11 protein-coding genes and 1 riboswitch are annotated in these 12,044 nt (G+C 40.2%); all 11 genes read right to left on the bottom strand.

Translation table 11 applies throughout. From position 1 onward, the window contains the following. Window positions 1-15: 15 nt before the first annotated feature. Window positions 16-3,393, bottom strand: a complete 3,378-nt coding sequence (recC, locus tag AACV00_RS02905; RefSeq protein ID WP_049257360.1) for an exodeoxyribonuclease V subunit gamma — start codon at window positions 3,391-3,393, stop codon at window positions 16-18. 15 nt (window positions 3,394-3,408) lie between these two features. Then, a complete protein-coding gene (locus tag AACV00_RS02900; protein ID WP_004245514.1) occupies window positions 3,409-3,693 on the bottom strand; it encodes a hypothetical protein in 285 nt (94 codons plus the stop codon). Window positions 3,694-3,733: 40 nt separating this feature from the next. After that, window positions 3,734-4,192 carry a DUF2509 family protein gene (locus tag AACV00_RS02895; RefSeq protein ID WP_004249493.1) on the bottom strand — a complete coding sequence of 153 codons (459 nt, stop codon included), beginning with the start codon at window positions 4,190-4,192 and terminating at the stop codon, window positions 3,734-3,736. After that, on the bottom strand, window positions 4,189-4,827 hold the full coding sequence (locus AACV00_RS02890; RefSeq protein ID WP_036918972.1) for a prepilin peptidase-dependent protein: 639 nt from the start codon (window positions 4,825-4,827) through the stop codon (window positions 4,189-4,191). The genes AACV00_RS02895 and AACV00_RS02890 overlap by 4 nt, the downstream gene beginning before the upstream one ends. Next, window positions 4,821-5,300 carry a prepilin-type N-terminal cleavage/methylation domain-containing protein gene (locus AACV00_RS02885; protein ID WP_012368318.1) on the bottom strand — a complete coding sequence of 160 codons (480 nt, stop codon included), beginning with the start codon at window positions 5,298-5,300 and terminating at the stop codon, window positions 4,821-4,823. The genes AACV00_RS02890 and AACV00_RS02885 overlap by 7 nt, the downstream gene beginning before the upstream one ends. A gap of 229 nt (window positions 5,301-5,529) precedes the next feature. Then, window positions 5,530-6,459: a nucleotidyl transferase AbiEii/AbiGii toxin family protein gene (locus AACV00_RS02880; RefSeq protein WP_004245519.1), complete on the bottom strand. Its 930-nt coding sequence runs from the start codon at window positions 6,457-6,459 to the stop codon at window positions 5,530-5,532. After that, on the bottom strand, window positions 6,452-6,985 hold the full coding sequence (gene abiEi / locus AACV00_RS02875) for a type IV toxin-antitoxin system AbiEi family antitoxin (RefSeq protein ID WP_004245520.1): 534 nt from the start codon (window positions 6,983-6,985) through the stop codon (window positions 6,452-6,454). Before abiEi ends, AACV00_RS02880 begins: the two co-directional genes overlap by 8 nt. 177 nt (window positions 6,986-7,162) lie before the next feature. After that, window positions 7,163-8,014, bottom strand: a complete 852-nt coding sequence (locus AACV00_RS02870; RefSeq protein WP_004245521.1) for a thymidylate synthase — start codon at window positions 8,012-8,014, stop codon at window positions 7,163-7,165. 31 nt (window positions 8,015-8,045) lie between these two features. Beyond that, entirely contained in the window at window positions 8,046-8,930 is an 885-nt protein-coding gene (gene lgt / locus AACV00_RS02865; RefSeq protein WP_004245522.1) for a prolipoprotein diacylglyceryl transferase, read from the bottom strand. Between the two features lie 86 nt (window positions 8,931-9,016). Continuing rightward, window positions 9,017-11,263 (bottom strand): phosphoenolpyruvate--protein phosphotransferase, encoded by a 2,247-nt coding sequence (ptsP, locus tag AACV00_RS02860; protein ID WP_004249490.1) that lies wholly within the window; start codon window positions 11,261-11,263, stop codon window positions 9,017-9,019. 8 nt (window positions 11,264-11,271) lie between these two features. Further along, entirely contained in the window at window positions 11,272-11,802 is a 531-nt protein-coding gene (gene rppH, locus AACV00_RS02855; RefSeq protein ID WP_004245524.1) for an RNA pyrophosphohydrolase, read from the bottom strand. A gap of 112 nt (window positions 11,803-11,914) precedes the next feature. Further along, a riboswitch (TPP riboswitch) is annotated at window positions 11,915-12,006 on the top strand. Window positions 12,007-12,044: the final 38 nt, after the last annotated feature.

Below are 12,044 nucleotides of genomic sequence, written 5' to 3'. Positions count from 1 at the left end.
CTGATATGAGCTCCCTTATTTTTTTATAAATGGAATGATTGGCTTAAATATGGCTAACGTGGTCTGTTTTACTGCCTCAAGAAAAGGTGCATCAAGCTGATGAAATACACGTTGAATATAGATATCATTCATTTCACCTTCTCGGTTATAGCTATCGGTTAAATATTGCGTTAATACCAATTCTGCCTTGTTTTGTATCTCTTCATCATCAAATAAAAACGTCTGTGTTTTTTTATCGAAGCAAGCTTGTAACCAAGCCCAACCACTATTGGCGAATAAAGCTAAAGGTGTATTCATCCCTGTTTGATAATCTTGGATCAATCTTTCAAGGGTTGAATACGCAATATCCGCAGACACCGGTGATAGACACCATTGCGACTCTTTTCTACCATAAAAACGGCTTTCGCCAGTTCCACCACTTAAGCAGTACACGAGATGTTCTATCCATAATTGCAGTAGATCATTAGCTGTTAATGTGGCGGGTCGCCAACGGAGTAAGCCATCGGCTTGTACTTCATTTAAACGACCAATTAATGGGATCGCATTAAATTGGTATTCTATTGTGACAGAATGGGTTGCTAAACGTTCACTTCTGACTTTTTCGGCTAAAGGTTGCAACGTTTCTATTTGTTGCTCCCAATAAATTTGACCAAACGCACTAGCTGGTAATTTTCCAGCTGCTTTAATGCGTTCATAAAGTGCTTCTGTTGATGTCCCTTCGATTAAGGCTTTTAATAACCATTGGTTTAATAGATAACGTTGTAATGCATTAATGACAAAAGGCTCTTCTTCCGGTAGCTCGGTCTCTTCAATAACAAAATTCGTTTTTAGACTTTGCTGGAAAAAAGCGCGTACGGGATGGCGATAAAAGCGTGATAGTTCATCTAAAGAGACTTTCTCAATTTTTTTATTTAATGGCGTTGGAAATGCTTGGTGAGCAGTCCCTTTCCCACTTGCTGCCGGTAACCATTCAGCGGCATAAGAGCGATATAGCGCATCCGTTTTAAAGTTTTCTGGCGCAAAAGGCACTCGACTATGTTGGGTTAATAAGTGGCTGATGATACGCTGCGCACTGTCATCAACATTTAATGATGCATCTTCCCTTAAACGGAAATTTTGCCCAATATAATCTTGTAACTCTTTAATCAATACCGAAGGATTACATTCGCGATCGTCACGAATAGATTTACCAATATAACTGATATAAAGGTATTTTTCTGCTGAGCTTAATGCTTCTAAAAACAGGTAGCGATCATCATCACGACGTTTTCTATCACCTCGACGACGTTTTTCTGCCATTAAATCAAATCCTAATGGCTGAATATTACGTGGGTAGACCCCATCATTCATTCCCAATAAACAGACTGCTTTAAATGGAATTGAACGCATTGGCATTAAGGTGCAAAAATTAAGGCTTCCGGCTAAAAAGCGTTGGCTAATTTTCTCATCATCAAAACGCACTGTAAGTTCATCGCGGATCAGCACTAATGGAATTTCATGTTGATAGTGCGCCTCTAGACCATTTTTTATCACCTTTTGCCACTGTTGTGTGATAAGCGCCAATACCAGCTCTGTCTCTTCATCAGTGTCAAAAAAGGCATCAACAAGCTGTTGACCGATATCAAGCCACTCTTCTAAGTTTCGAGTTTCGCTTAATCGAGTTCGCCATTCACTTAAGGTATATAAAAAATCTGCTAGATGCCCTGCTAACTCAGCGACTAGGCCACTTGATTCATCGTAAGGCAGTACCCCTTGCCACGGCCCTGCCTCACTGTCCATCGCATAACCAAGAAGCATCCTTAATAACCCAAACTCCCACGTATTTTTTCCTGTCACAGGTAATAAAAAGGAGGCCACATTTTCATCATCTAATCCCCAACGTATACCTGACTCTTCAACCCAGCGCCGTAGTAGCTTCAACTCATTTTCAAAAATGGCAAAATGCGCAGCTAAGGCGGGTACTTCAAGTAATGCAAGCACTTGCTCTGCGGTAAAACGGCTTTGAGGTAATTCTAATAAAGTGATAAAAGCTTGTAAGACAGGATGTACTTGGCGAGCTTTTCGGTCTGAAATGGCAAAAGGAATATAACGCTCTGCGGGCGCATTACCAAATACGGCTTGAATATAGGGCGTATAGCTATCAATATCCGCCACCATAACAATAATATCTCGCGGTAATAAATCAGCATCTTGCTCGAGGAGATGTAGTAATTGGTCTTGTAATACCTCAACTTCCCGTTGTGGGCTATGGCTAGCATGAAAGGTCAAAGAGCGATCATCATTGGCGATGATCCGTTTTTTTTCACTACTTTGGTAATCCTCAAGCGTCTGACCTATTTGTGAAAAATCCTCTAAATCGAGTATATCGGCCTGAAGTTGATGCAGTAAATTATCTCTTGGTATATCAACAAAAGCATCTAACACATCGCTATATTCAAGCTCAGAAAGAAAATAGAGATTATCTTTACCTAACTTTCCCCAAGACGCTAATAGTGGATTGCCGACATTTTGCTCCCCTTCTTCATTAAATAGTGTCGATGCATTTTGTTCATCTTTAAACCAAGGTAGTTCATGAAGTTGCTGATAATGTCGAGGCTTTCTACTATTTAGACGAGCGAGGAATTTTGGATCTTGAATATCTCCCCAATAATAGCGGCAAGGATTAGTAAACAATAAATAGATTTCGGTATGTCTACCAATTGCTTGCAGTGCTTGCAAATAGACTTGTGGCAATGCTGAAATACCACAAATAAAAATACGCGATGGAAAACAGTGCGCAAGCGCCCCCATAGGCACATCATTCAAAGTAGAAATAAATTGTTGATAAAGATTAGCACGATGCCATTTAGGTTGCGCAAGATCTTCTGTATAGCGTTGCAGTGCCAACCACAGTGTTTTTTGCCAGTATTGATTGTCACTCAAGCCATCAATTAGTTGATCATTTTCCCATGCCGACAACCAATCGGGACGATAAACCAGATATTGGTCAAAGAGATCCGCCACACGCCCCGCTAGTTGATGTAATTTACGTTTGTCTTCATCATCTTTAAGATAATGTAGCAAGGGTTTAAATGCCGGATCATCAAGGTAATTAGGCAATAATGCCATTAGTTTCCATGTCATGGCATCTTTAGAAAACGCACTTTCTTTAGGTATACCTGATAATACCCGAGTAAACATTTCCCAAATAAAAGTAGCGGGTAATGGATAACGGATATTAGCAGCAATACCCAAACTTTCTGCTAATTGGATTTGTAACCACTGCGACATTCCGGGACTTTGCACTAAAATCACTTCTTGCTCAAAAGGCGATGATAGTGGCCGATTTTGCATAAAATGTACCATCAGTGATTTAAGTAGTGATAATTGATTTGAATGGTAAATATGGAACATCAGATCCTCATTTTATTAATCACATGACCAATGGTATAAGCGTGTCACATAACCTGAATGGTGGGTTATCGATCCCTCTATTTTTTGACAGCCTTCCGCTTCAATAAGTGATTGTGTCATTATTTTAAGGTTATCAACAGAGTTGAATGACATTTGCCCATAAAAAGCAAAAAGAGACGCTCCGGCTTGTTGGATAGCCACTAAGCGCTGAAAATCAACTTTTAAGGCTTGGCTATACCCTATAATAGCGACAAAGCTAATATTAAAGAATAGCAATACTGACACCATATTAATTAGCATACTATCTTCTTTTCTTTCATGATTAATTAAGTATTTATTATCAAATACAGCCTTCTTTAACTAGTGGACAGTAGTCTAGCCAACCATTATGTTGGGCTTCAATATGCAGTTTTTCCTTACCAACCAGATTAATCCATTGATAATGAGATATCTTATCTCCGCTATGACTTTTAGCCTCTCCGAGTAGTAAAGCGCTTGTCTTTCCTCTCAAAGAGAAACAGCTTTTCATATTAGGCTCAGCAGTAAAAGTACGACATTGCCATTGGTAAAGACGAGAAGGCGATAAATCCCATGTTAAGGTCATTCCCCATGACAACGCAGATCCAGCGAATAAAAAGGTCTGCTTTGCTTGTAACTCTTGCATCACCATTAATTGACATTGACGATAATGATAAGCAAAACTTGTCAGTAACGATAAACTTATCACCATAAAACCTACTGCAGCCATCAGACCGATGACACCCTGTTGCTCCTTTATTGTTCCCTGTGTCGTTATCACGAAATATTCCTTAATAGTATTGATGTTTGATAGTGTACTTTTAGGTTAATATTTTGTTTTGCTTGGAATTTTAATGATAATGATAGATAGTTAAATGCACGTTTTTTTATTGGAGAATAGTGTGTATAGGGAGTTAAGATAAATTCTGTCACCTCAATTTCTTCTTTTTCGAAGATCTGTTGCCAACCTGTTGAATCACAATTTTGCACACCACGACGTTGTTCAAGCTGACCGTTTTTTAATCTAAAACCAAAGTAATCACTCTCTTGTTCTTCTGGACTCTCCCAACGGCCGTTATTGTTCATATCGTAAACAAACAAAACACAAGAGCCATGAGGGTGATAAGGATAATGACCTATTTTAAGTGATGCAGGTAAAGAAGCTTTTTTAACAGTGCAATCACCATTGCAGTACCCTGCTCGCCTTAATTGCGTCTCCAGTAACTGCAAACGCTGTTTTAGATAAATCTCTAAACGATATTGTTGATAAGAAGAAGTTAACTCATTGATAATATAAGGATAAGCACGTCCAATACAAACTAATAAAATACTACTTATCGTCATCACAAAGAGGCACTCCATCAACATAAAACCCGCAAAATCATGATGTTGAATAGACAAAGGACGCTTTAGCATACTGAAAATGCCTTTATTGTCTGACTGCACGCTCGAATACGCCCTAATGAAGAGATAATAATTTTGACCTCTTCATCACCATTTGACAGCACAAAATGCATCGGTCGTAATGTTTGGCGTAAGCCACAAAATGTAAAGCGTGTTGCTGTAGAGCGAATAAGCTGATTGTTTAACCCTAATTGAATACTTTCTTTGGTTGTGGGTGTTGTTAACGATTTTGCCTCTAATTTATTAATAGGTGATAGCCACAATACAATTTGCACTTTGCAATTAAAGAGCAGTGAGCGTTGTTGTTGATAAGCTAAAAACGCCATCACTTCTCTTACACTTTGAACTAACTGGCGTTGGCGTAACAACTGATGATATGAGCTCAAGGATAAAGCGCTCAATATTGCTACTATAGCCATAACAATAAGCACCTCGAATAAGCTACTCCCTAAATGTTTAGAGTGGGAATAATGATTGCCTGTCATCCATGCCTCCTACTTGTTTTCCTTGTCATTGTTACTGTTTTATCTCAATAACAATGCAGGCAAAAACCAGATAGGTAAATAAAAGCTCATCAAATTTAAGAGAGGTTACGCAATACGATATTTTTTTAAGTTAATAACAATAAAATGACTATTTTTTGATATCAAAAACCCCCAATAATTAAATTCAACTATTGGGGGTCACTTCAAAGGTTCGGGCTTAGCTGGAGTGCTACATTTCAAATTTTTTTACTGGCTTCGGATCTTTACTTCCATAAATATCTGTTTGGATAGTGACTAGCAGTTCATGAAGAGTAATTTGTAAAAATTCAAGAAAATCTGGGTGAAGGAGAGTTCTATCTACGACAGACACAGGTAAGAATCGCTTCATCTCTCCCTTAAACTTTTCACTCGCAACCAATGCAGGCAAAGACTCAATTCTTGCTTGCAACCATTCCTCAAAATGCTCATTGAGCTTATAATCGGCAACCTTTTTCATTACCAGTTCAGCGTCTGGTTTAACCCCTTTCTGGTGCAACCACACCAAATCCCACATATCTCTATACCGAATACGTGAGGTTGTTGCTGGGAATGAAACCAATTTATCAGCCATGACCTCCGTGAGCTCTTCCACTCTAATAATCAGGTCAGAATAGCCACTAGGAAGCTGCTCATAGTTTTTAACAAGCGTTCGAAGGGTGTTGGTGTATGCAGGAATGTTGGCTATTTCCACTTTGATCTTCTGCTTTGGTAGGTCTTTTTTTCCTGGATTGGTAGTCACTGATATTTGCCACTTATCGACTTTTACATCTGCATAATCAGGTTCTTTTCTTAGCTCTTTTGGCTCTTTAACCACAACCTCCAAGCCATATCGTTCACCAACATATTTCTCAATACACGCTTTAATCTCAAGCAGTTGCGCTGAACAGAAGTCACGACCACCAGCAAAGTCCAGATCTTCACTAAATCTGTTTGATCCATAGCAAAGCCTAAGCGATGTACCGCCCTGAAATGTGATGTGCTTTAAAAGCCCTGTGGCGGAAAGAGCATAAAGAATGTCATAATGTAGCAATTCTTTTTCCACGACAGGCCTGTTCGCGCCGTAATCCTTTTCGATGACAATGCTGTCAACCAGCTCATTAAAATTGACAAAATCAGACATAGTTTAATTCCTCACGTTGGATGAGGTGTGTATTCCTGCCAACCTTCATTAGATCCTTAATGGCAGTCTCCTTTGTTGCAATTCTTAATGGCCCCCTTCCTTCCACCGTAGTATTGAGTATTTCAAGAGGCTTCTTGGCAGTATGGGTAACCTCAATAACGCCCCAAGGCGTTACAAACTCTCCAGACCGGCCTGTGGACATAATCGTAAGTCTGTCGATGGGGATCTGTGAAATTACACCGTACTGAGATAGAGCGGATTCCAAACTAATGTAGTTGTAGTGGCCTCGTCGAATATTTTCGGCCAGACGTTCTAAAGGGTAAGGCCCCAATGAACCTTGAGTATAGATATATACACCTTTTGATGCTCGGCGTAGCACATCATGCGCGATCAGCCGGTCAACTGATTTTTGTAATGTTTTCGGAGACTCATCAGGAAAAAGCATTTTTAAATCTTTGGTGAGGAAGATATTTCTACCTTGCTTACTGAATTTGTTAAAAACATTAATTGCTCTTATTAACTCCATATCAACCTCTACTAAATCACCCCCAACGAGGGGTTATTTTGTATATTTGAGTATAGTACATTACCTTGATATACAAATAAACCCCAATAAAGGGGGTGTTTTGTATATCAAAAACCCCCAATAATTGAATTCAACTATTGGGGGTTGTTAAGTGTTAAACCAAATTAGTGAGTTAAACTATACCGTGAACGGGTATTTTATCGCCTCGTGACACTGATAACCTTCAACACTAAAGTCATCTGTCGTGACCCAAGTTTCTATATCATCTAATGTCTTAATGTTTGGATTAATATGTAGCTTAGGTAATGGCAATGGCTCTCTTTTTAGTTGAACATCACGCATCAGAGGTAATTGGTTCTCATAAATGTGAGCATTAACTATCTTATGGAATGCTTTACCTGGTTTATGCCCTGTGATTTGAGCCACCAGCGCTAATAATACAAAGCATTGAATTTGATTAAAATTCAACCCTAATGGGACATCACAGCTACGTTGATATGAGGTTAAATAAAGCCTGTCACCGAGCAATGAAAAAGTATGTGTATGCATGCATGGACGTAAACACCCTAACGCTGTTTCTCCGGGATTATAAAAAGTGACTATCTCACCACGATCGTCAATACCGTTAGTTAAGTTATCTACCACTTTACGTAATTGATCAAAGTGCGAGCCATCAGGGCGTTGCCATTGGCGTCCTTGAACACCATAGACTCGGCCCATATCATCTTCACCCTTACGATGCGGATTATTTAACCATGCGCTATTTTCATTAGCATTCGCGTTCCACGTATTACAGCCAATAGCACGAAATTGTGCTGCATTATCATAACCACGTAAGTACCCTAATAGTTCCGCAATCGCGGCTTTGTAAAAACTTTTACGCGTTGTTATGAGTGGAAATTGGTTATTGGCAACATCATATTCCAGATCGGCATTTATCACCGTTAAACAACGGGTTCCTGTCCGTTTATTATCAATCCATTCACCTTCATCGATAATGCGTTGACACAATGCCAGATACTGCTTCATGTAGTCTCTCTTTTTTGTTAGCTAATAATAGTTAGTGTGTTGTTGGCGTCTGTGGAGTGGCTTTATCGCGACGATACGCCCACACCATAAAGATAATGCCTAATATTATCATTGGAATGGAAAGAATTTGCCCCATGCTGATACCGCTAAATAAACCTAATTGCGCATCAGGTTGGCGGAAGAATTCAACAATAATACGGAAAGCACCATAACCAATTAAGAATAACCCCGATACACTGCCCATAGGACGATTTTTGCGCACAAAGATATTCAGAATAATAAATAATACCACGCCTTCTAGGAACATTTCATAGAGTTGCGATGGGTGGCGAGGCAATACGCCGTATTGCTGAATGATAGGTAATAGTGTAGTGGGATCTTGCGCGACAAGCTGTAGATCTTCTGCACGGGAGCCTGGGAATAAAATCGCCCACGGGGTATCTAAGGTGACTCTCCCCCAAAGCTCTCCATTAATAAAGTTACCAATACGTCCTAAACCTAAACCAAATGGAATTAATGGAGCAACAAAGTCTGCGACTTGAAAAAAGTGACGTTTAGTGCGACGAGCAAACCAAATCATGGCGCAGATCACCCCAATTAAGCCACCGTGGAAGGACATTCCGCCATCCCAGACTTTAAATAGGTAAAGTGGATTATCTAAAAATACCGGTAAGTTATAGAATAAAACATATCCTAGACGCCCACCAATAAACACGCCCACAAACCCTACATAAAGTAATGTTTCGACTTCACTTTTTTGCCAACCACTGTTAGGTTTTGCCGCTCTGCGGTTTGCTAGCCATAATGCAAACACAAATCCAATCAAATACATCATGCCGTACCAGTGCAAAGATACTGGCCCGATAGAAAACATAACTGGATCGATTTCTGGAAATTTAAGGTAGTTTATACTCATTCTTCCCTACTTCACTTTATTAATGATTTTCTATCTATGGGTCGATGTGGATAACCCCTTAGACAAAAAGTTTATACGAAGGCCTATCAGATACCTCCGCGAATTAATCCACCTAATCCTTGTCTTTCCATAAAATCAGCAGACAATTTTTTTATCTCTATTGCCGTTTCAGCTTTCAACACCTGTTGCATAAAAGGCTGTAAGATAGCAGGATCTAGATGGCGCAATAAGTATTTTACCCTAGGTAAACTACGGCCACTCATGCTTAACTGACGAAAACCTAGCCCTATTAGTAGCAATGCCCCCATCGGCGTACCCGCCATTTCACCACAAACACTGACTGGTAACTGATAACGTTGGCATTCTAAAGCAATAATATTAAGCGAACGCAGTAATGCAGGATGCAAATTATCATAGAGCAGTGCTACATGGGTATTATTACGATCGACTGCAAGTAAATATTGCGTTAAATCATTGGTACCAATCGAGATAAAATCTACTCGATGTGCTAATTGCGGTAACATAAAGACCAATGAGGGGACTTCAAGCATGATCCCCACAGGTGGTAGAATGCATTCGCATTTCATTTCTCGGCTAACTTCAGCACATGCTCTTAGTAACAATGCTTTCGCTTCTTCAATTTCATCAATACTTGTCACCATCGGCAACAATATTTTCAAATTTTTAAATTCAAGATTAGCTTTTAACATCGCTCGTAGTTGGATCAGAAATATTTCTGGCTGATCAAGTAATATTCTGATCCCCCGCCACCCTAAACAAGGGTTCTCCTCATTTATCGGCATATAAGGAAGCTGTTTATCTGCACCTATATCTAAAGCACGTAGTACGACGGGTTTATTGGGAAAAAATGATAAGATTTCACGATAACGGTTTTTTTGTTCATCTTCGGAAGGAAAACCGCTTTGTAACATAAAAGGGATTTCTGTGCGATAAAGACCGACACCATCTATACCAACGCTAATACGTTGTTCATATTTAATGCTTAGCCCTGCATTTAATTGCACACTGATGGATTCACCATTTTTTAATACCGCTTGCTGTTCAAGCTGCTCTTCAGCAAGTTGACTCAATACTCTTTCTTCATCAATAATTTGCCGATATTCCTGCATGATAAAGGGTTCTGGTTCAATAAAAATCTCACCACGATAACCATCAAGAATCAGCATTCGGTTGTGAAGTAGCTCCGGTTGAATATCTGCCCCCATAATGGCAGGGATCCCCATTGCTCGAACTAAAATCGCTGAGTGTGAATGAGTCGCACCATCACGAACTATCACCCCCGCCAGTTGTTGTTCTGGCAACTCAGCCAATAGATTGGCACTAAGCTCATCCGCCACAAGAATAAAGCGATCTGGCCATGTATTTGTCGTGCTGAGATCATCATCTAAATGAAATAGTAAGCGCTGACCTAATGCTTTTAAATCTGAAGCTCGTTCTCGCATATAACTATCTTTAAGACTTGAGAACTGTGCAGAAAACTTCTCTATCACCACTTTTACTGCCCACTCAGCAACATAGCCTTGTTGTATAACCCCAGTCATTTTTTGTCTTAATTGGGGATCGTTAAGTAAATGCGAATAGAGATCGAAAATAGCCGCACTCTCTTTTTGTGAATTTGCCATAAAGCGCTTACTAAAACGGCGACACTCCGATGTCGCATCTTCTAAGGCGACCGTTAATCGGTTTAATTCACTTTTTATATCCAGTGCACTTGCTTTAAAAACATGATCTAAGGTTGGCTGAGACATCTCTTGCCAACCATATGCCATCACTACCCCCGTAGAAACGGATAGGGCTTTAATACGGCTTTGACGATATTGTCCAAATAATCCTTTCGTTTGCACTTGCGACAATATCGCCCCTAATTGGGTGGCTAGTGTCACCATAAAAGACTCTTCGCTTTCATTAAATAAGCGTCGCTCTTTTTGCTGAACCACCAGCACCCCAAGTAACTGACGACGATAGACAATGGGCACGCCGAGAAAAGCGCGCAGATCATCCTCTTTTACTTGTGGCAGATAGGTAAAATTAGGATGTTCACGAATATCAGCCAGATTAATCAGCTCAGAAAGACGTCCTACTTCACCCACCACCCCCTCATCAAATGAGAGGCTGACGGCACGCCCTTTCGGCTTTTTCAATCCTTTTGTGGCCATTAAATAGAAACAGCGATGGGGAATATCGGCAAGATAAATAGAACACACATCCGTGTGCATAGCTTGACACGTTTCTTTCACTAATAGTTCAAGTGCTTCTGGCAGACTCGCTGCCATAGCCACTTTTTCTACAATTTCCCGCAAACGTGTCAGCATAGTGTTATCTAATACCTTTTACGGCGATATCCATAGGAAGGACGAGACATAGACACTTGTTCTTGTAATGGCATAACTACTGGTGCGAACTCTTTCATCACGCGACGATATACATCTCGCTTAAAAGAGACGACTTGACGAACAGGATACCAATAGCTAACCCAACGCCAACCATCAAACTCTGGCGTTTTGCTCTGCTGAACATTAATGTCCTTGTCGTTACTTGTTAACTGCAAAAGGAACCAACGCTGTTTTTGTCCAATACAAACAGGTTTTGTGTCCCAACGCACCAAACGCTTAGGTAACTTGTAACGTAACCAGTTACGCGTGGAGGCAAGAATTTTAACATCCTTACGACTTAATCCAACTTCTTCGAACAACTCACGATACATGGCTTGTTCTGGTGATTCTCCAGGATTAATTCCCCCTTGAGGAAATTGCCATGAATGTTGTCCATAGCGACGGGCCCAAAGCACTTGCCCTTGCCGATTACAAATTACAATCCCCACATTCGGGCGGTAGCCATCATCATCGATCACCAGACTACCTCAATAACCAAACTTGAAAGATAACTCATTGTTTCATACTACCCACAAACGGTAAACCACTATCAACAGACTTTGCACAACGTGAGTATTTATCTACAATGGGAATGTCTCAACGGGGTGCTTTTTTAAGCTGAGAAAAACTCGTGGAACCTGATCCAGCTAATACTGGCGTAGGGATTTGAGTCAGGATGGCGCAATAATAACTCATTTGCCTCCTCACTCCTCAGATCCTA

It is taken from the genome of Proteus sp. G3927 (assembly GCF_963894685.1).
Classification (GTDB): Bacteria; Pseudomonadota; Gammaproteobacteria; order Enterobacterales; family Enterobacteriaceae; genus Proteus; species Proteus mirabilis.
Note: the sequence above shows the minus strand (reverse complement) of the source record. Positions and strands in the feature narration are given on the sequence as shown.

Excerpts from the sequence above, each read along its gene's own strand:
- AACV00_RS02900 (WP_004245514.1), bottom strand. The coding sequence starts at position 3,693 with ATGCTAATTAATATGGTGTCAGTATTGCTATTCTTTAATATTAGCTTT.
- AACV00_RS02870 (WP_004245521.1), bottom strand. The coding sequence starts at position 8,014 with ATGAAGCAGTATCTGGCATTGTGTCAACGCATTATCGATGAAGGTGAA.
- lgt (WP_004245522.1), bottom strand. The coding sequence starts at position 8,930 with ATGAGTATAAACTACCTTAAATTTCCAGAAATCGATCCAGTTATGTTT.
- recC (WP_049257360.1), bottom strand. The coding sequence starts at position 3,393 with ATGTTCCATATTTACCATTCAAATCAATTATCACTACTTAAATCACTG.
- AACV00_RS02890 (WP_036918972.1), bottom strand. The coding sequence starts at position 4,827 with ATGCTAAAGCGTCCTTTGTCTATTCAACATCATGATTTTGCGGGTTTT.
- AACV00_RS02880 (WP_004245519.1), bottom strand. The coding sequence starts at position 6,459 with ATGTCTGATTTTGTCAATTTTAATGAGCTGGTTGACAGCATTGTCATC.
- AACV00_RS02885 (WP_012368318.1), bottom strand. The coding sequence starts at position 5,300 with ATGACAGGCAATCATTATTCCCACTCTAAACATTTAGGGAGTAGCTTA.
- abiEi (WP_004245520.1), bottom strand. The coding sequence starts at position 6,985 with ATGGAGTTAATAAGAGCAATTAATGTTTTTAACAAATTCAGTAAGCAA.
- ptsP (WP_004249490.1), bottom strand. The coding sequence starts at position 11,263 with ATGCTGACACGTTTGCGGGAAATTGTAGAAAAAGTGGCTATGGCAGCG.